The organism is Tepidisphaeraceae bacterium, assembly GCA_035998445.1.
Lineage (GTDB): Bacteria > Planctomycetota > Phycisphaerae > Tepidisphaerales > Tepidisphaeraceae > DASYHQ01.
This window is the reverse complement of the sequence record DASYHQ010000022.1, coordinates 54601-73512: the sequence shown is the minus strand read 5'-3', so window position 1 is coordinate 73512 and position 18912 is coordinate 54601. Positions and strand designations below refer to the sequence as shown.

The window sequence follows — 18912 nt, the reverse complement described above, 5'->3', positions numbered from 1 at the left end:
AGATCCTTGATCGGTTCACGCGCCGCTAACTTCGCGAAGAGACGTTCACTCATGGCTAAGGAATTCGGCCCCTACTACGCGCCCGGCTACGTCGCCGTGTACAACCCCGCGATGCCGGGACAGGTGCGCCAGGTGTCGGGCACCGGTTCACCCGCATGGGTGACCGAATCGGCGACGTTCACCGAGTGCCGCATCGCGCTGGTGCAGGTTGGGGCGACGGGCGTCTACTACGCCGACATCCCCGCGGGCCTGACGTTCGACCGCGACTATTCGGTGGGGGTGTACGACGCGGCGGCGACGACGTTCAGCCAGGCGTTGTCGGTCGAGACGTACGGGCCGGACGTGTCGCCCACCAACATCACGCAGGTCGACGGCAGCGCCGCCGCCGCACAGGGCTTGTCGGGGCTTGGGGTCGCGTACGGCTCTGTCGGATACATCCAGGTCAACCTCGCTCGCATCGCAGGCCAGCTGGTTACGGCGTCGGGCCTCGTGACGTTCCCCGCTGGCACGATCAGCAGCTACGCCGGCGGCGACACGGCGGGCACTAGCGCGCTGCTGGCCCGCGTCACCGCCGCTCGCGCCGGCCACCTCGACAATCTCAACACGGGCGGGCTCATCGCCACCGCCTCGCAGGTCGCGGCCCTGTACAACATGAGCCGCGTGTCGCTCGACGTGCCGCCCCAGCTGCTGGTGCCTGTCGCTGGCACCAAGGCGTTCGCGGTCACCGCGCGGCTGTACGACGCCGACAGCGGCAACATGGCCGCGCCGGACGCGACGCCGACGCTGGCCGCGACGCTCGGCGACGGGACGGACGTGTCGGCCCGCCTGTCCGCCGCGTCGCTCGTCTCGATTGGCGTCTACCGCTGGACGTACACGAGCGACAGCGCTCACGCGGTCAACGATCAGGTGCGGTTCGACGTGACGTTCGTGGAGGACGGCAGCGCGACCAGCCAAGGGGCGTCGGCGTTCACCGTCGCGGCCATGGCGGCCGACTTCACGGCGCAGGACCGCACGGACCTGTTGGCGACCAAGACCGACGCGGCGGGCCTGCGGGCGGACCTCACGACCGCGCGGGCGGCGAATCTGGACAACCTCGACGCGCCGATCCTGTCGCGCATGCCGACGTTCGTGTACACCGCGCCGCCGTCGGCCGCGACGATCAGCAGCCAGGTGGCCGCTGACCTTGCGGCCGCCCATGGTAACGGCGCGTGGGGCGCCGACCTGACCGGCCTGCCGACCACGACGGTGTTCAACACGGCGATCGGGCAGCTGCAGGCGGCGATCGGCTACAGCGGCGTGGGCGATGATACGATCAAGGAGCAGGATCTCCGGCGACCGAAGCTCGACGAGGTCGCCACAGCATCCGCCGTAGCCACGGCCGCGGCGATCCTGCTCGATCCCGCCCAGAAGCTGTTCACGAGCACCGGTGGCGAAGTGAGGTCCGAGGGCCAGCCGACGCAGCCCGACCTCGCGTACATCCACACCTCGCTGGCCGCGATCTTGGGTAAGGTCAACCAGTTCGGTAGCAGCACGCTGACCCACGTCACCTCACCGGTGAAGGCGACGGGCGAGATCGAGATCGTGCAGGGCGATGATTACCTGGCAGCGAACCCCCTGACCCTGCCGTCGATCCGAAACTACATCGGACCGCAACTCGATACGGTGGTGCAGTTCGCGGTGATGACCGCCAGCGATTACGACAAGGCGGGCGCCAGTGCCACGGCGCTGCTGCAGGTCGAGGCGACGGCCCTGGCGACGACGGAGACGGACGGTACCACCACACTGACGGTGACCGTGCCATTGACGGCCGCACAGACAGCAGCGCTGCCGTCGTCGCCGCTGCAGTCCCGTTACAACCTCGTCTACCACGTGCTCGGCACCGTTGTCGGCACCGAAGATAACTATTCGCCTTACATTGGCCCGATGACGGTGAAGCGCCGAATCGCGGTCTAGGCAAACCGATGGCCGCAGATTCCGTGATGTGGGTGACGCGCACCGACGCGGCGGCCCTCGTCAGCCTGAGCAGCCGGCAGTTCGACGAGGTGATCCGTCCGAAGCTGCCCGCCGACGCCACCAAGGGCAAGGGCGCGGCCTTGCGGTTCAACGCGGCGATGGTCGTGACCGCGATCATTGCGTACCGACTGGAGAAGGCGCAACCGAAGTCGATCGACGGCGACCCATTCATGGCCGGCGTCGACTCGCCGGCCCTCGAACGTTATCGAAAGGCTCGGGCCGAGCTTGTTGAAATGGACGTTCAGCAGCGGCGAAAAGACGTGGTGCGGCGGTCGGCCCTGCTCGACGCGATCTCGCCGGCGATCGCGGCCATGCGCGACGCCGGCCGCAAGCTCGCGCTGGACTATGGGAAGGAGGCGGGCGAGACCTATAACGAGGCGGTCGGGGAGTTCGAGTCCGTCCTGATCGACGGCCTGAAACGATTCGATGCTGCAGACGCAATCGATCCTGAAGGGTGAGCTGACGTTCGCCGTGCAACTGGCGCTCGGCATGCGGACGCCCGTGTTGCGGACGATCCTCGAGTTCGCAGAGCAGGAGATCGTCCTGCCCGACGGACCGCGGAAGGGACGCCGCTTTCAGGGGCGATGGCATCCGGCCGCCAAGCTGTTCTTGGCCGAGATCGACAAGGGCATCTGGTCCCGCGTGTTCTTCACCGGCCCCAACCAGGACGGCAAGTCGCTGCTTCTGTCGATCATCATCTGCTACCTGCTGTTCGAGCGGGGCGAGACGGTCGTGTTCGGCGTCCCGTCGCTGGACATGGCCGAGGATAAATGGACGGTCAACCTCCTGCCGGTGATCAACGCGTCGCGGTACAAGGAGCTGCTGCCGACGACGGGTGGCGGCAGCCGCGGCGGCAAGTCGGTCACCGTCGAGTTCCGCAACGGCGCAATCCTGCGGTTCATGACCAGCGGTGGTGACGACGCGTCGCGAGCGGGTTTCACCAGCAACAACTTGGCCGTGACCGAGGCCGACAGCTTCGATGAGGTGGGCAGCGCCAGTCGGGAGGGCACGAAATTCAAACAGCTGGTCAAGCGGACGCTCGCCTTTCCCGAGACAGCCCGGATCTTCAGCGAGTGCACGGTCACGACCGAGGACGGCCTGATCTGGCAGGAGTTCATCAACGGCACCGCGTCTCGCATCGCCCTGCCCTGTCCGCACTGCGCGGGGTGGGTGACGCCGGAACGCGAGCACCTCGTCGGGTGGCGCGAGGCCGACAGCGAGACGGCGGCGATCGCCAGCGCGCAGATCGCCTGCCCGGCGTGCGGCGTGCTCTGGACCAACGAGCAGCGGGTCGCGGCGAACCATCGTGCCGTTCTGGTGCACAGGGGACAGGTGGTGGGTCCGGACGGCAACGTCTACGGCGACCTGCCGCCCACGAAGTCGTTCGGCTTCCGCTGGACGGCCGTCAACAGCATCCTGAGCCCCAGCCGCCTCCCGAACGTCGGCGGCGAGGAGTGGAAGGCCCTGCGAGCGACCGACGAGGGAAAGGCCGAACTGGACCTGCTGCAGTCGCAATGGGTGCGGCCGATCAAGCCGGTACAACAGGACGTGCACGGGTTTGACGAGGACTCGATCGTCCGTCGGACGATCAAGGGACTGGCGCAGGGCATCTGTCCCGACGACACTGAGTGTGTGACGATCGCCGCCGACGTCGGCCAGCGGCTGTCGTACTGGAACGCGGTCGCATGGCGGACGGGTGGCGGGCCGCACGTCATCGCGTTCGACGTGATCGAGGTCCCAAGCGACATCATGGCCATCGAGGAGGCGATCCTCCTGGCCTTCCGCGACTGGCGGGACGCCGTGGCCACCCGTCAATGGACCGTTCGCAACGGCACGATCGCGGCAAGCGTCGTGTGCATTGACGCCCGTTGGCCCGGCAGCACCAACGCGATCTTCCAGTTCTGCCGCGAGAGCGGCGAGTGGTACTACCCGACGCAGGGTTACGGGGCGACCCAGCGCCGCGTGCGTCGACAGAAGACGAAGCTGATCGAGGCCGGCGACCATTACGACCTCGTTGAATCGCTCGCGACCGGTGACCAGTTCATCGACGTGAACTCGGACCACTGGAAGTCGTTCATGGCGGCCCGGATGGTCACGCCCCTCGACCGACACGGGGCCATGACGGTATTCGACCCGACCGTCGGCCTCGTCGATCGCGCCGCCGTACAGCGCGAATTGCTCCGGCTTCGCACGTACGCCAAGCACCTGACGGCCGAACGCCAGCGGTACAAGTTCGACCCGCGTTTGGGCAACGTGTTGCAGTGGCACCAGGTCCGCGAGAACAACCACTGGGGCGACGCCTTCGAGTTGGCCTGCGTCGCCGCTCACAAGGCAGGCGTGCGGCTGCTCGAATCGATGCCGGGCGAGCAGCCCCCGGCCGTCCAGGCCGGCGCGGCCCCGCAGCGTTCGTTCGTCAATTCCTATAAAGGGATGTACTGATGCTCACCCCCGAAGAGATCGACGCGCTGCCGGACTACACGCCCGCGCAGGAACTGAAGCTGTACCGGCACATCCGCCGGCGCATCGCCGAGGGCGGTCAGGCGATCGGCCATACCGGCAAGCAATGGCAGCAGGTCGACCTGAAGGCGCTCGACGCGATCATCAAAGACCTGGAAGAGAAGGTCGCCGCCAATCCGCCGGCAGAGGAGGCGTACATCGACCCCAGCATCGAGCTCGCCATGTTCGGTCGCCCGCGGTAACCACCACCATGTCATACAACGACAGCATTCGAACGCGGCTCGACGACGCGTGGGGCACGGGCACGATCCTCGGTCCCGATGGGCTGCCAGCGCAGTCGGTCGCGGAAGATCAGCGCCACATGCGCAATCGTTCCCGACACCTCACGCGCAACAACGCGCTGGCGTCCAGCGTGCTGCAGCGGTCGAGCGAGAACGTGATCGGCACCGGCATCCGCCTGCGGTCGACGGCCGAGGGCATCTTCAAGGACAAGATCAACGATCGGTGGAAGCGGCTGGTCGACGGGAAGCTGTTCGACGTGCGCCGCACGTTCAGCTTCGACCATATGCAGGACATGAATTACACGGGCAGCCATCGCGACGGCGATTCCGCCTGGCTGTTGATCGATCGCGGCTACGGTCCTGAAACGCAGTTGCTGGAGGGCGACGCCTTCGAGACGCCGCCCGGCTACTACGACCGCAACATCGTCGACGGCGTCGAGTTCGGTCCGTCCGGCGCGCCGGTCGCCTATTGGGTGAGCGAGCTCGGGCCCGGCCGCATGCGTCGTCCGAAGCGTCTGCTGGCACGCGACGTGATCTTCATGCCCCGTACGGGTGGCCGGTACAACGTCACCCGCGGCATCCCGTCGTTCTACGGCCTCTACTCGCTCTTCGAACAGATCATCGGTGTGCTGGACGCGGCCGTGGTGGCCATGCGGGTTGGCGCGTCGCAGGCCCTGATCGTCACCGTGAAGGGAAAGCGGCCCACGAACGCCCGGGATTCGATCGTCCTCGACGCCGCGGGCAACCCGGTCCGCGGCCGGGTGATCGAGCCGGGAATGATCAACATCGTCTATGAGGGCGAGAGCGTCACGTCGTTCAACCCCCAGCACCCCGGGACGAACTTCACCGATGCAATCCGCACGTTCTGCCGGTTCGTCGGCCTGCGGTTCGGCCTGACGCTCGAACGCGTGCTGCTGGACTTCACGAAGGCGAACTACTCGGTGAGCCGGTCGACGGCCCTGCAGGAGCAGCGCACCAGCGACATCGAGCAGTGGCACTACAACGCCAGCGTCTTCGCGAGGCTCTGGCCCTGGCTGGTGAGCAAGTGGGTCAAGGCGAGCGATTGGGTCGGGCCGGTTCCCAACGACGCGTGGGCCTACGAGTGGACGCCGACGGGGCGACCGCTGACCGAGCCGTCGAAGGATGCGCCGGGCATCGAGAAGCTGATCGCGATGGGGATCGAGGATCCGATCTCCTACCTGACCGAGCGAGGCATGGATCCCGCCGTGGTCTGCCAGAACTTCGCGATCTGGAACAAGCTGCGGGCCGAGAACGGTCTGCCCCCGATCGGCGTCGCTGGTGCGGCTGGCACCACGCCGCTGCAGCTGCCTGAGCCTGACGACGACGAGGATGAAGAAGACGAAGAGGACGACGCCGACGCTGACGACGAGGAAACCAACCGATGAGCAGGAACATCGCCAACACGCCCGCGGCCAAGGCTGCGCTGATTCAGTCGATCTCGGGCCAGTGGGTCATGAGCGAGCCGCGCGTTCGTGAGCTGGCACGGCGCATCGCCAAGGACGTCGCCGGCGATGGCATGCAGACGCCCGCGCCCGGTCCGGCCGGGTACACGGTCGCCGACGGCGTGGCCCGCATCGACGTGATCGGCGTCCTGACGAAGTATGAGACCTGGTGGGACGACTATTACGGCCTCTGCGCCGCCGACCGCATTCAGGGCCTGGTCGACGCCGCGTTCAACGATCCGGCCGTGCGCACCGTCGCATTCGTGATCGACAGCCCCGGGGGCATGGCCGCCGGCACCGTGCAGCTGGGCGACTTCATCCGCCGCCGCGCCGACGCCACCGGAAAGGCGACGATGGCCGTCGTGTCTGACCAGGCTGCCTCTGGCGGCTACTGGCTCGCCGCTGCCTGCGACACGATCGTCGCCAACTCGATCGCCGAGGTCGGCAGCATCGGGGCGTTCGAGCTGTGGACCGACGACACCAAGTTCTGGGCGGACCTGGGCATCACGTTCACCGTCGTCAGTTCCGGCGGGGTGAAGGGTGCCGGCGCCGATGGCTCCGTGCCGCCCGAGCTGGTCGCCGAGTCGCAGCGGGGCGTCGACGCCCTCTATGAGCAGTTCGTCGCCTGGGTGGCCACGCGTCGCCAGATGAGCGACGCCGAGGCCCGGGCGCTGGCCGACGGCCGCGTGTGGATCGCGGCCGAGGCCGTCACCAAACGTTTAATCGACCGAGTTCAACCACTAGACGCGGCGATGTCCGCGGAGAAAGAAAGGATCGCCAATATGGACCGCGAACAATTCATCGCGTACGTCGCCGCTCACCCCGACCACCTGCAGGAGGTCGCGCAGCCGCTCGTCGACAAGGCCATTGCCGCGACGAAGCCCAACAACGCCACCGCCAGCGAGCTGAAGGCGGCGTTCCCGGAAGACAAGGATTTCGTGATGGACCGCCTCGACATCGAAGCGCCCATTGCCGAGCACAAGGTCGCCTACGCCGACCACGTGAAGGCGAAGCTGACCGCGGCCGGTCAGAAGAACGACGAGCTGCAGAAGAAGATCGGCGAGATCGACCCCAGCCACGCGGGACACGGCTCGGCCATCAACACGCCCACAGGCGATCAGCCCGCGGTTTCGTCGCTCGCACGTATGAACGAACTGCGCAAGCAGCAGGGCCTCCCTGCAAAGACGGCCTGATCTGTGGCAAGGGCCTTGTGCATCGTGCACTTGACCCTAACGCGTAGCGTAAAGTGAGGCTCCTCGCCTCACGCATTCCCGTCAGTCTTCCAGCGTCCACTAACTTTTGAGATCGGAGAACAGTCATGCCCACGGAACTTGAATCGTTCGCGATGAACAAGCTCGAGCCGGCCGTCTTCCCCCACGATGCCCGCCTCGAAGCCGCCAGCCTCGGGCCGAGCCAGACCCTGTTGAAGGGTCGCGTGCTCGGCAAGAAGATCGCCGACAGCAAGCTTTACCCCTACGCGTCGGGTAACGCCGACGGGACGCAGGTCCCGGTCGCGATCCTGACGCACGACACCGTCACCGACGCCAACGGCAAGCATTATCTCGGCACCAGCGGCGTCGCCAGCAGCATGAACCTGCCGCACGGCGACGGCCAGGTCTACGTCGCCGGCACGTTCCACGCGGCCGACCTGATCGGCTGGGACGCCAACGCGGCGACCGTCATGCACGCCCGCGTGCTGCCGAGCGGCGACATCCGCATCCCGTAATGGCGTGGCCGCGCGGCCACCCGTGTCACCATTACCAATCCGACGCGGTCCGACCCTCAGCGAGCCATCCGGCTCGACGTGGGCACGGCGACGTCTTGCCTTGAACCGGAGTAACCAGTCATGCCCACGTACCTATATCCCGAAGCCCGCGAGCTGCAGGAACTCGGCCCCGAGTTGATGGCGCAGGAGATCGCCAACGACCCGCTCTTCAGCATCTTCCCGATCGAGACGGTCAACGCTGCATTGCTGCAGTGGTCCGTTGAGGACGACGACCTCGGCCTCCAGCAGCTGCGCGGCCTCGACGGCGCGCCGCAGCACGTGAAGCCGGTCGGCAACAAGAGCTACGTTGCCGAGCCCGGTTATTACGGCGAGTTCGAGACGGTCACCGAGAAGGAACTGACCGAGCGCGGCGGCAGCGTGATCGGCGAGGCCGTCGTGTCCATTGAGGACTCGGTGCTGACGCGCCAGCGCCAACTCGTCGCCCGCGAGGTCAACCGGATCCGGCAGATCTGCTGGCTGCTGCTGACGACCGGCACGTTCAGCGTCTCGGGCAAGGGTGGCACGCTCGTGTACACCGACACGTTCGCGATCCAGAGCTACACCGGGTCGAACTGGGGCGTGCCGGCGACGGCGACGCCGCTGGCCGACCTGCGCGCGATGCAGCAGATGGGCAGCCAGTTCGGCGTGGACTTCAACGCGTCCAGCATGTTCTTCATCAACCGCGTGGATGCCAACAACATGCTGAAGAACTCGAACGCCGCCGACCTGGGCGGGCGCCGCACGCTTGGCGGTGGCACGGTCAACAGCATCGCCGAGGCCAACCGGATCATCATGGGTGAGGACCTGCCCGAGATCGTCGTCTACGACCGCGGCTACAAGAACGACGCCAACACGTACACGAAGTTCATCACGAACGGTAACGGCACGCTCGTCGGCCGGCGTCAGGAGGGCGACCGCGTCGGCGCCTACCGGATGACGCGCAACCTCAACAACCCGGCCGGCACGCCCGGCAGCTACGAGTACGTGAAGGACTACGTGCGCGGGATCAACGCCCCGAAGGAGACGCCCCCGAAGATCGAGGTGCACCGCGGCCACAACGGTGGGCCGGTGCTGACCCGTCCCAAGGCGATCGTCAAGGTCGCGATCGGTGCCTAACCGCGTCCCGACAGCCCAGCCCCAGCGCCGGTCGGGAAACCGGTCGGCGCTGGTTCGTTTGAGTGAAACCCTTTTGCAAGGAGAACGCCGTGAAGAAATACGAAGTAGTCCATCAGGGCGCGGGCCAGTACGTGCAGGGCAACGTCATCAGCGAAGAGCAGATCGTTGCCAACGGCACGACCGTCGAGCGTTGGCTGCGTCTCGGCGCGGTCAAGGAGGTCGATGCCTCGACGCCGCTGACGCACGAAGCCAACGGCGCGCAGCCGGCGCAGAGCCTGGCGACGCAGGTCGCGTTGTCCACCGGAACCCCGCTCGCATCCCGTGACCCGGCCGAAGTGGCGACGTCCGGCGTGCAGGCGACTCAGCCGGCGGTGACCAATCCCGCGCCAACCGCTGCGGAACGTCTGCAGGCGGCCCGGGCCGATCTCTTCCGGCTGGAAGAGGAAGCCGCCCGCGAGCAGGCTCAGAAGCTCCCGGCCGGTGACCCGCCGAAGGTGGAAACCGTTTCCACCGCTACCACCACCACCGGCACCGGCAACACGGGCTCGACGAACCCGCCCGCGGATCCGCCGAAGGCGCCGTTCGACCCGGTCATCGGGGGCAAGCCCCTGTCCTACTACGACGGGAAGAGCGACGACCAGATCCGAGCCGACAAGACGGTCGAGGTCGGGCCCGAGCGGCTGAAGCAGATCCACGCCGCCCGCAAGGCGCGTGAACAGGCCGCGAAGTAAGTCGCCTGTGACAAGGAACCACGCCCGCGGCGAGTCACTTCGTTGCGGGCGTTTTCGTGAAGAGGGCACAGCGATGGCTTGGGACGACATTCTTGCCGAGGCGGGCGACGCGTTCATGGATGCGTTCGCTGAAAAGACCCCGGTCATCCTACGTCCGGGCGAGGGTCGTCCGCGTTCGGTGAAGGTGATCATCGACTGGAAGCCCTCGGAGGAGATGACCGGTGGGCAGCCCGGGTCGTTCCCGCAGATCGCCATCAGCTTCCTGAATCACCCGTTCAAGGGCATCGACCCGGCCGAGCTGGACCTGGGGACGTGGAAGGTCGACGTCCCGATCCGCAAGGGCGAGCCGGCGCGGACGCGACCGTTTCACAGGCTGATCTCCGTCGACGGCGGCGAGGTCGTCGTGTTGGTGCGATGATGGAATTAACCCTTCAGTTCGACCCGGACCCGAGCAAGGTCTTCCCACGCGACCCCCGTACGGCGTTCCGCGTGGCCATGAGTGCTGGCAACCGGACCATGGCCACCGCGCGCACGCGGATCACGCGGGTGCTGGTCAAGGAGATCAACCTTCCGTCACGCGATGTTCGCGCCGAGATCCGCCTAAAGCGCATCAGCCTCTCCGATGCCCGAACGGTGGGCTCGACGGTCGAGGCTCGGATCGACGTCAAGCATCGGCCAATCCCGGTGATGAAGTTCCGCGGCACGCGCGAGACGAAAGACGGCGTCTCCGTTCTGGTGAGTCGGACGAAGGGCCGAGAACTGCTGAAGGACGCCTTCATCGCGATTATGAAGAGCGGTCACCGCGGCGTCTTCGAACGCAAGCGGCTGATCGCGTTGAGCGAACTGTCGCTGCAGGAGCAGATCCACTACCGCGCTGGTGCCCTGCACTACACGAAGTCCAATCTGGTGCGGCCGGACGGCACCGTGGACGAACGGAAGCGGGTGCCGCGGCTACCGATCCAGGAGCGGTTCGGCAAGACGCTGGCGGGCTACTTGGCCAACGCGCCCGACGTCCTCGACCGCGAGGTCGCGGCACTACAGGGTGACCTGACGAAGAACGTCCTCAGCCAGATCAGCCGATTCGTGCAGCGCAAGGGTACGGACAAGTTCGACGACCTGCTCGCCCTCAACTTACCGGAGAACGCCTAATGGCCGAGGAAGAACTGCCCGTCGTCGAGCGCATCGCGATCCGCCTGCTGGATGCCGCACAATCGATCAAGAAGGCCGACGGCTACAGCTTCGACGCCGTGGCGTCGCGCGTCGTGTCAGTCCCATCGTCGCCAGCCGACGGCAGCATCCAGTTGTTTCAGCTGGACAGCCAGATCGACGACGACCCAGCCATTCCCAGGGCGACTCACATCGGCTGGCGCCAGCCTTTCGTCTTCGCGTGCTACGCGCGGATGAGCCAGCAGGATCCAACGCCGATCGAGTCGAAGCTGAACATGATGCGCAGCGACGTCGAGCGAGCCGTTATGTCCAACCCCCGGCTGGGCGGCTTGCTATCGAAGGACGTCGTCCCGCAGCCCCCGTTGACCGACGGCGACCAGGCCGGCGACGGAATCATCTGCCTCTACGTCTGGTTCATCGTCCCGTACCTCGTCAAGAAGACCGATCCCCGCCGATCGTTCTGAAACCCCCACGAACGGAGAATTCCCCATGAGTGTCATTAACAACCAACGCATGTTTCAGGGCGGCAGCATGTTTCGCTGCGCCCTCGCCGACCCCGTCAACGACTGGGCGCAGATCGGCGGCTGGCGCGACGTCGGCAGCATCAACGTCGTCGTGCCCGACATGCAGCGGACGAAGATCACCGCAAAGGATGCCCGCAACGGCAACCTGATCGAGGTCGAGTCGCGCACGATCGAGACGACCGAGAAGTTCACGATCTCGACGCTGAACTGCTCGCTCGAGAACAAGATCTTCATCTGGGGCGCATCGGCCGTCGCACTGTACTCGCAGTCGGCGTCGCCGGTCACCGACCGCGAGCACCTGGCGTGGCCGGACTCGATCGTGCCGCTGCTCGACGCCGGCGGGCTGAACATGTACGACATCGCCAGCGTGCAGTCCGTGTTGGTCGGCGCCACCAGCAAGGCGCAGGGCACCGACTGGATCGCCGACCCCTACATGCTGAAGCGGGGCTACATCTACATCCCACCGGGCAGCACGATCACCGCCGGCGCCACGATCAAGGTCAGCTTCACGCCCAACGTCATCGCCAGCAGCAAGCGGCAATTCAACCCGCACACGGCCTCGAAGATCAGCGTGCTCGGCCAGGTGCTATGGACGGACGGGGCCGACACCGTCAACCCGGAGATCGTCGCCCGCGATTCGTTCCGCGCGACGATCGACGGGCAGTCGCCGGCGTTCAGCGAGACCGACTACAGCCGCATCAACTTCGACGTCACGGTGGTGCAGAAGCTCAACGACTCGGTCCAGCCCGCCGGCCGCGTCCTTTACCCGCTCGGCGCCGTGCCGACGATCGCGCTCCCCTAGACCGACCGTCAAGCCGAACAGCCGCTGCCCCTCTAATCGGGGGCAGCGGCCTTGTCCCTACCAGGAGCTAAACGAGTGCAGCCACCAACACCAAAAGGCACGTTCGATACCGTCAAGGTCAACGGTGCCGAGGTCCGCGTCTACACGCTGGGCATCGTCCACATGGTCGACGAGCAGATCACTGCCGACATCACCAAGGTCATGGGGGCGCTGCTGTCCATGGACTGGCGCGCGGTCATCGCCACGGCCGACCCCGCCGGCACCGCGCTGCGCACGCTGTACCCGTTGGTCGGCCCGTCGGTGCTGCGCGTGGTCGACGCCTGCTGCGTGCCCAGCCTGCAGGAGGCCGGCGCCGACATTGCCGTCACGATGGAGGCGGTGCTGAAGTGGGCGCGACTGTCGTTCGTTGGGGAGCAACGCCTAAAAAACTTGGTGGCCGCGGTCGAGGCGATCGCGGCCGAACTGTCGCCGACGGACCCGCAGAAGCGTTCGATCGGGGCGTCGCGACCCTCCTTGCCTCAGGATATCGGCTCACCGACCTCTACGACCGTCAACGGACGGACGGAGCCCCTTACGCCGGGATGACCTGGCCAGAGTACCGGCGAGCGCTGGTCGGTGCGGTGACGTTGCACCGGCGCAGGCGGGCCGAGGCGATGGCTGACGATGTCACAGCGTACGGCGCGACCAAGAGCAAGGAAGGCTTCGCGGCGTACGAGACCGCGCTGGACGAACTGTTGGAGTAACGCATGTCCGAACAACGCAAAGACGTCGCCGTCGTCCTGAAGCTTCATGACCAGCTGACGGCCGGCATGACGAAGGTGAACGGCGTCCTTGGCGGCACCGGCGACTTCGCGCGGCGCGCGAGGATCGCCTTCGACGGGCTGAAAGCAACAGCACTCGGCGTGGGCTCGTCGCTGGCGGGCGTGGTCGCCATCGGTGCCGTGATCAAACGCGCCACGGATGAGGCCCGCGCGGCAGTTGAGAACCGGCAGCGGCTGACGGTGGCGCTCGGCGGGAACCTGGACCAACTCAAGCGGATCCAGCAGCTCGCCGGTGAGATCCAAGCCGTCAGCACGATCGGCGACGACGACACGATCGCGCTTGCTGCCGACCTGCTCAACCGCGGCGTTGCCGTCCGGGACATCGAGAAGGCGATCCGCGCGACGGTAGAGGTTTCGGCAGCCCTCGGCAAGAGCTTGGGTGAGGCCGGTGAACAGGTCGCCCAGACGTACGGCGGAACGCTGCCCCGCGAGCTGGCAAAGGCGATTCCCGCCTTGAAGACGCTGACGATCGAAGAGCTGCGCAACGGCGATGCGGTCGACAAGCTCCTAGACCGGTACCGCCAGTTCGCGACCAACCTGTCGCAGACGCCGCTAGGCCAGATCGAGCAGGCAAACAACCGCATAGGCGATTCGTTCGAGGGCATCGGCGAGATCATCCTGAAGATGCAGGCCGACGTCGCGCCGGCGCTGGCAGACCAGGTCGAGGCGATCGCGGGTCTACTCGACAGCGACTTGGTGCGGGATCTCGGTGCTGGCGTGTCCTCCCTGACGCGGGAGGCGGTCGCTGGTACTCCGAAGGTGCTGACGTTCGCCGCAGCGTGGACTGCCGTCGGACTCGCGATCCGTGGTGCGGGCATTTCCGGTACCGTTACGGGTGCAGCCCTGACATCCTTCAAGTTCACCGCCAGCGCGGCGGCCGTGCTGGTGCTGGCTGAGCGCGTCAGCCTCGCGATTGACCTCCTTCGGGGGGTGAGCGGCGAGCTCGACACGCTGGAGAAGCGACGGCAGGTGGTTGTCGACCTGGTGGTGAACCTCGTCTACGAGAGGGACGTCAAGGCGGCCGACGTAGCCAATAGCTTCGTACGCGACCTGTTGGGACGTGCGGGCATCGACGCAGATTTCAGCAACGATGCTGACGCGGTCGCTGCGGGTAACGCCGCGGGCAAGAGCGACACCGACCGGAAAGTGGCCGAGCAGACCGCGCAGTTCCAGCGCAACGGCCAGAAGCTCCGCGACCTGCAGGACGAGCTGAACACGATCCTCGAACAGAAGGACGAGGAGTCGGTCAAGCGCCGTGCCGCGATCGAACTGGAACGGCTCGAGCTGCTCAACGATCAGAAGCTGATCAGCACTGGCGACTACCTGCGGCAGCGTGACCAGATGGAACGCGACGCGCTGGACCGTGAACTCGGCGACGCGCAGGCCCGGCTCGACGCCGCACAGAAGCGGCTGGTTGACGAGACGAATCGGCCGGACAAGAACGAGGTCATCACCAGCGATGCCGTCGACGCGCAGGAGGAGATCAACAAGCTGACGGCCGTCCTGCTGGAGTACCGTCAGAAGATCGACCTGCTGGACCAGAAGCAGGCGGCCCGGCGAAGCACCACGGGACAGTCCGCCGTGGCGGAGGCGATCGCCTCCGCGAACGAGGCGCAGCAGCGCTATAACCAGACGCTGGAGAACACGGCGAACCTCGAAGAGGTCGGGGCCATCAGCAGCCAAGACGCCAAACGCCGCGTCGCCGAGGCCGCGCTGCGCATGGAGGCGGACCTGCAGGGCGTCACCGGCCGCCTGCGTGGGCTGCTGGCCGACGGGGTGATCAGCCAGTCCGAGTATGACCGCGTCATCCAACACATCGACGGCGTGGCAAACAAGGCCAAACAGAAGGTCTCAGAACTGACCGTAGCGATGCTGAGCATCCGCCAACAGCTGCAGTCGCCGTTCGAGAACTTCTTCAACGACGTCATCGATGGCACCAAGCGGGCGGCCGACGCGTTCCGGGACCTCGGCAACGACATCCTGAAGACGATCCAGCGGGTCCTCGTGAACCGCATCGTGACGCAGTTCCTCGACACGTTCCTCGGCGCCGCCACGGGCAGTGGAGGGTTTACCCCAGGAATCATCGGCCGGCTGTTCGTGCAGCGTAACAGCGGCGGATTCATCCCGGGGGGCGGGCCGGACGTCGACAGCGTTCCTGCGATGCTGACCCCTGGCGAGTTCGTGGTACGGCGGCGTGCCGCCCAGCAGCACGCGCCGTTCCTGGCGGCGCTCAACGCCGGGGCGTTCGAGCGGTTCGACCTCGGCGAGTACCTCGGCATCCCGCGCCGACCCGTGCTATCGATCCCCCGCGCCGGCTACAACGCCGGCGGGCCGGTCGGCACCGCGGCGTCCGGCAATGCTCCGGCCGGCCGGATCGTGCCGGCAATCGTCGCCACCGAGCAGACCGCCGCCACGATCCTCCGTGCCGGTCCCAACGCCAGCCGGCGCATGTTGGTCGAGCACTCCGACATCATCCGCCAGATCGCCCGAGACGAGGCTTAGACCCGATGCCCGTAGTTCCCTCCTCCCTTGTCGCCGTCGAGGATGCCGCCAACGCGCCCGAGCTCTGGGCGATGGGCTGGCTCTTCCACCACAACTGGATGACGCCGGTCGCCGTCTCGTCGGCCTGGCGCACCGATGCCCAAGTGGCGCCGACCGGGGTACCGCAACGGCGGGGTGCCGTCATCAAGCCGTACCGCAGCATCACGTTCAGCGCGGTCGCACTGACCGAGCAGGACGTCGCGCTGCTGCAGTCGGCCATGCTTCGCACCGCGACCTCGGGAACGCTGGTCCCGCTGTTCTGCGATCCCACCTTCCTCGACAGCCGCGTCGTCTTCGGATGGTCGGCCTCCTCGGGCGGTGCCAACTGCGGTTCGTCGGGCAAGCGGACGAGCCCGCCGGTGCGGATCAACGTCAACGGAGAGAGCGACGTCACCTTTGTCGGCAGCAGCGACGGCATCGCCATGCTGATCGGCGAGGGCGACGCCGTCACGGAGTCCTACGTCGCGCCGGTCTACGACGAGGCGGACCCGGAGTCGCCAGTGTTGGTGACGCCCGGCCGGGTGACAGTGAACATCCCGGCCGATGCCATCATCTTCGGTCAGACCAACGGAGATCTCCGCACGCGCAGCGGGTGCTTCCAGCGGATCACGAACGGCACAAATACCTTCGACCTCGACCGATCGGCCGACGGCGTCACGGAAGCCAACGTTGGCGTCACGACCGCCGACATGGCCGGCTTCGACGTCCGGGCCTGGTCGACGCCGGTACCGGTGGCGGACCTGCAGTCGCGCGGGTGGGTCGGTGAGGACGGCGTTGCGCGGATGCGGCTGGTGCTGCTGGCGTCGGGCAGTTCCGGCGTCTCGGCGCAGATCGACTTCAGCGAGCTGCCCGTGCTGGCCTGCGAGACGGCCGACCGGCGATTCTTCGACGGTGGCCTGGTGGTGATCAGTGAGGACATGGACGGCATGCGGGCCCGGCGGTTCGAGGTCGCCCAGATCGACTTCATCGGCGACGGCTTCCTGGCGTTGAAGACGCCGCTGACGCAGTTCTTCGGCGTCGGCAGCCGGGTCATGCCGCTGATCGAGTGCGACGTCACGATCGAGGGGCAGCTGACGCCGCGGACCGACAACATCGTCGAGGCTACGCTGACCTTCCGCGAGCGCGTCGGCAAGTCGCAGCTGCCGTCGCTGGTCCAACCGGGGCTGGTCCCCGAGGGCTTCCCGAGCTACCAGGGCTACCCGATCCTGTACTCCGGGGCGTCCGGCCTGCAGCCCCACGTCGACTGGAGCCAGCCGCTGTCGGCGGGCGTCGTCCGCGAGTTGGTCTCGACGCCCGTTGGGCCGGACCAAGCCACGATCACCTATGGCGCGGTCCCGCGGCGAACGCACACCCGGCCGTACCTGTCGCGCGATCGCGCCCGCGCGTTCGACCTGCTGCGCCTTTTCGACTCGAGGGCGGGCGCCCTGTTCCCGTTCTTCGTCGTCGATCCCACCACGATCTTCACGGCCACCGCGATTGGCACCGGCACCGTGACCGTCGTCGCCGCGGGCCCGTCGCGCGACTGGACGTACCGACGATACCTGGCCGTGCTGACGACCACCGGCGACCTCTACGTGCGCGAGGTGGCCAGCGTTGCCCGCGACGGTGTCGTCGACGTCGTCACGCTGCTGGACGTCATCCCGATGATGGCCCTCGCCCAGGTACTCCGGGTCACGTTGGCGCACCTGGTGCTGTCGCAGTCCGACGAGATCACCGAGCAGTGGACGACGGACCAGCACATGGTGTCGTCGCTGGCGGTCGTCGAGGCCGACGGCGAGAAGACGGTGTCGATCGAGGTCCCGGCCATCGGCCCGGGGACGACGCTGCCGCCGGCACCAGAACCCACCGGCGGTCCCGGTGCCAACCCGCCGCCCCCGGGCGACCCGGTCCCGTACCGGCGCGCCCGCGACCTCTGCACCGGTGTACCGATCGACCTCTGGATTCCGGCCGACACCGCACCGGCCGCCCCGGAGTACGTCGGCGGGTTCGACCCGACGAGCGGAAGGTGCTTCACGGTCGACCCCAACGACCCGACGACGCTGAACCCGCCCGGCGACGTGCCGGCGGGCTGGGAGCCGCTGCCGTCGGCAACCGACCCGTTCGCCCAAGAGGTCTGCGGTTGCAAGTTCCGGCTCGCGACGCCGTGTGCCGGCGAGAGCGGGGCTGCGTTCTCGGTGCCGAGCGGTGCCGTGGCAGGCGGAAGCGTGATTAAGTACGCCGACACCTGCTATACCGTCTCGGAGCTGCAGTACGTCAATCCGCCGGCACCCATCGTCGAGAGCGGCTGGACTTCGTTCGCCGACTGCGACGCCTGCAATCCGCCCCCGGAGCCCGTCCCATGCATCTGCCCGGCCAGCGAACTCGCCGAAAGCTACACCATCAGCGGCGACTTCGTCGTCGATCACATTAACTACAGCGGCGACGAGCCGCTGGGCAGCTTCAGTATCGTCGTCACGCGGAACGGTACCAGTTGCAGCTACAACGGGTCGGGGGGTGATGCTTCCTGGGTGAACGGATCGACGGCCTGCACGGGTCCGACCCCAACATTGTCGCTCAGCCTGTTTCACGAGTGCGGACGATGGGTGGTCAGCGCGGGCATGGGTTGTAATCCGAATAACTGTGCGTCCTGCACCGGCACTGCGATCAAGACTGTGGGGCCGCTGCCGCCGGGCAACTACGCCGCGCCGTTCTCCGCTTCGGAATCACGGGTCGACCTGACCAACGTCGTGGTGAGCCGATGAACGTCGTCAACTGCAAGCTGGCCGCCGTGACCGCCACCGGCATTGCCTGCGCCGGGCATCACCACGCCAAGCCGAGCCAGTGTCATTGCCTCACCATCTGCACCGTACGCCAGCGGATCGCCGAGCGGGATCCGCTGCATAATTGCGGCGGCCTTCCCGCGACGCGGACGGCACAGCCGGCAGCCCCTTGGTACGAGGGCATGTGGGCCGAGTTTCACGGCTACGAGCCGATCGGCGACGTCGCGGCCGACCAAGCGTGGTTCGATCGCTTCAGCGGACGCGTGGCCTGCGGTGAGTGCCGGGACCACTGGACGGCCCTGACCCGCGCGCACCCGCCGGATTGGGCACACTGGCACGCCTACACGCACGCGCGGCACAACGATGTCAACCGACGCATCGGCCGCCCTGAGCTGCCTTACGCCGACGCCGCTGCCCGTTGGGGCTGGCACGACCTCGCCAAAGCCGAACCCGATCCGTCATCCTGAGGTAC

At 67.0% G+C, this 18912-nt stretch carries 18 protein-coding genes; all 18 read left to right on the top strand.

Annotation, left to right across the window (positions count from 1 at the left end; translation table 11 throughout):
• Nucleotides 1-51 precede the first annotated feature (51 nt).
• Nucleotides 52-1953, top strand: a complete 1902-nt coding sequence (locus VGN72_10135; GenBank protein ID HEV7299712.1) for a hypothetical protein — start codon at nt 52-54, stop codon at nt 1951-1953.
• Between the two features lie 8 nt (nt 1954-1961).
• Entirely contained in the window at nt 1962-2471 is a 510-nt protein-coding gene (locus VGN72_10130; protein HEV7299711.1) for a hypothetical protein, read from the top strand.
• A complete protein-coding gene (locus VGN72_10125; GenBank protein ID HEV7299710.1) occupies nt 2440-4452 on the top strand; it encodes a terminase gpA endonuclease subunit in 2013 nt (670 codons plus the stop codon). The genes VGN72_10130 and VGN72_10125 overlap by 32 nt, the downstream gene beginning before the upstream one ends.
• Nucleotides 4452-4712: a hypothetical protein gene (locus VGN72_10120; protein ID HEV7299709.1), complete on the top strand. Its 261-nt coding sequence runs from the start codon at nt 4452-4454 to the stop codon at nt 4710-4712. Before VGN72_10125 ends, VGN72_10120 begins: the two co-directional genes overlap by 1 nt.
• Before the next feature lie 8 nt (nt 4713-4720).
• Complete coding sequence (locus VGN72_10115; protein HEV7299708.1) at nt 4721-6157, top strand: phage portal protein; 1437 nt, start codon at nt 4721-4723, stop codon at nt 6155-6157.
• A complete protein-coding gene (locus VGN72_10110; protein HEV7299707.1) occupies nt 6154-7407 on the top strand; it encodes a S49 family peptidase in 1254 nt (417 codons plus the stop codon). The genes VGN72_10115 and VGN72_10110 overlap by 4 nt, the downstream gene beginning before the upstream one ends.
• Nucleotides 7408-7532: 125 nt before the next feature.
• Nucleotides 7533-7940, top strand: coding sequence for a head decoration protein (locus VGN72_10105; protein ID HEV7299706.1), 408 nt, complete (start codon nt 7533-7535; stop codon nt 7938-7940).
• Between the two features lie 120 nt (nt 7941-8060).
• Nucleotides 8061-9095, top strand: coding sequence for a major capsid protein (locus VGN72_10100; protein ID HEV7299705.1), 1035 nt, complete (start codon nt 8061-8063; stop codon nt 9093-9095).
• Nucleotides 9096-9184: 89 nt separating this feature from the next.
• Nucleotides 9185-9826: a hypothetical protein gene (locus VGN72_10095; GenBank protein HEV7299704.1), complete on the top strand. Its 642-nt coding sequence runs from the start codon at nt 9185-9187 to the stop codon at nt 9824-9826.
• Nucleotides 9827-9899: 73 nt separating this feature from the next.
• Entirely contained in the window at nt 9900-10244 is a 345-nt protein-coding gene (locus tag VGN72_10090) for a hypothetical protein (protein ID HEV7299703.1), read from the top strand.
• Nucleotides 10244-10975 (top strand): phage tail protein, encoded by a 732-nt coding sequence (locus VGN72_10085; protein HEV7299702.1) that lies wholly within the window; start codon nt 10244-10246, stop codon nt 10973-10975. The genes VGN72_10090 and VGN72_10085 overlap by 1 nt, the downstream gene beginning before the upstream one ends.
• Complete coding sequence (locus tag VGN72_10080; protein ID HEV7299701.1) at nt 10975-11457, top strand: hypothetical protein; 483 nt, start codon at nt 10975-10977, stop codon at nt 11455-11457. Before VGN72_10085 ends, VGN72_10080 begins: the two co-directional genes overlap by 1 nt.
• A gap of 25 nt (nt 11458-11482) precedes the next feature.
• A complete protein-coding gene (locus VGN72_10075; GenBank protein HEV7299700.1) occupies nt 11483-12319 on the top strand; it encodes a hypothetical protein in 837 nt (278 codons plus the stop codon).
• A gap of 75 nt (nt 12320-12394) precedes the next feature.
• Nucleotides 12395-12904 (top strand): hypothetical protein, encoded by a 510-nt coding sequence (locus tag VGN72_10070; GenBank protein HEV7299699.1) that lies wholly within the window; start codon nt 12395-12397, stop codon nt 12902-12904.
• Nucleotides 12901-13062 carry a hypothetical protein gene (locus tag VGN72_10065; GenBank protein ID HEV7299698.1) on the top strand — a complete coding sequence of 54 codons (162 nt, stop codon included), beginning with the start codon at nt 12901-12903 and terminating at the stop codon, nt 13060-13062. Before VGN72_10070 ends, VGN72_10065 begins: the two co-directional genes overlap by 4 nt.
• A gap of 3 nt (nt 13063-13065) precedes the next feature.
• The gene (locus VGN72_10060) at nt 13066-15642 is read left to right on the top strand and encodes a hypothetical protein (GenBank protein HEV7299697.1); all 2577 of its coding nucleotides are present in this window, start codon (nt 13066-13068) and stop codon (nt 15640-15642) included.
• A gap of 5 nt (nt 15643-15647) precedes the next feature.
• The gene (locus VGN72_10055; GenBank protein ID HEV7299696.1) at nt 15648-18422 is read left to right on the top strand and encodes a hypothetical protein; all 2775 of its coding nucleotides are present in this window, start codon (nt 15648-15650) and stop codon (nt 18420-18422) included.
• Nucleotides 18419-18907, top strand: coding sequence for a hypothetical protein (locus tag VGN72_10050; protein ID HEV7299695.1), 489 nt, complete (start codon nt 18419-18421; stop codon nt 18905-18907). Before VGN72_10055 ends, VGN72_10050 begins: the two co-directional genes overlap by 4 nt.
• Nucleotides 18908-18912 lie beyond the last annotated feature (5 nt).

What these genes read in the sequence shown, in the direction of transcription:
- VGN72_10100 (HEV7299705.1), top strand. Translation starts at nt 8,061, where the DNA reads ATGCCCACGTACCTATATCCCGAAGCCCGCGAGCTGCAGGAACTCGGC.
- VGN72_10060 (HEV7299697.1), top strand. Translation starts at nt 13,066, where the DNA reads ATGTCCGAACAACGCAAAGACGTCGCCGTCGTCCTGAAGCTTCATGAC.
- VGN72_10065 (HEV7299698.1), top strand. Translation starts at nt 12,901, where the DNA reads ATGACCTGGCCAGAGTACCGGCGAGCGCTGGTCGGTGCGGTGACGTTG.
- VGN72_10075 (HEV7299700.1), top strand. Translation starts at nt 11,483, where the DNA reads ATGAGTGTCATTAACAACCAACGCATGTTTCAGGGCGGCAGCATGTTT.
- VGN72_10130 (HEV7299711.1), top strand. Translation starts at nt 1,962, where the DNA reads ATGGCCGCAGATTCCGTGATGTGGGTGACGCGCACCGACGCGGCGGCC.
- VGN72_10085 (HEV7299702.1), top strand. Translation starts at nt 10,244, where the DNA reads ATGGAATTAACCCTTCAGTTCGACCCGGACCCGAGCAAGGTCTTCCCA.
- VGN72_10080 (HEV7299701.1), top strand. Translation starts at nt 10,975, where the DNA reads ATGGCCGAGGAAGAACTGCCCGTCGTCGAGCGCATCGCGATCCGCCTG.
- VGN72_10125 (HEV7299710.1), top strand. Translation starts at nt 2,440, where the DNA reads ATGCTGCAGACGCAATCGATCCTGAAGGGTGAGCTGACGTTCGCCGTG.
- VGN72_10090 (HEV7299703.1), top strand. Translation starts at nt 9,900, where the DNA reads ATGGCTTGGGACGACATTCTTGCCGAGGCGGGCGACGCGTTCATGGAT.
- VGN72_10105 (HEV7299706.1), top strand. Translation starts at nt 7,533, where the DNA reads ATGCCCACGGAACTTGAATCGTTCGCGATGAACAAGCTCGAGCCGGCC.
- VGN72_10115 (HEV7299708.1), top strand. Translation starts at nt 4,721, where the DNA reads ATGTCATACAACGACAGCATTCGAACGCGGCTCGACGACGCGTGGGGC.
- VGN72_10135 (HEV7299712.1), top strand. Translation starts at nt 52, where the DNA reads ATGGCTAAGGAATTCGGCCCCTACTACGCGCCCGGCTACGTCGCCGTG.
- VGN72_10050 (HEV7299695.1), top strand. Translation starts at nt 18,419, where the DNA reads ATGAACGTCGTCAACTGCAAGCTGGCCGCCGTGACCGCCACCGGCATT.
- VGN72_10110 (HEV7299707.1), top strand. Translation starts at nt 6,154, where the DNA reads ATGAGCAGGAACATCGCCAACACGCCCGCGGCCAAGGCTGCGCTGATT.
- VGN72_10120 (HEV7299709.1), top strand. Translation starts at nt 4,452, where the DNA reads ATGCTCACCCCCGAAGAGATCGACGCGCTGCCGGACTACACGCCCGCG.
- VGN72_10055 (HEV7299696.1), top strand. Translation starts at nt 15,648, where the DNA reads ATGCCCGTAGTTCCCTCCTCCCTTGTCGCCGTCGAGGATGCCGCCAAC.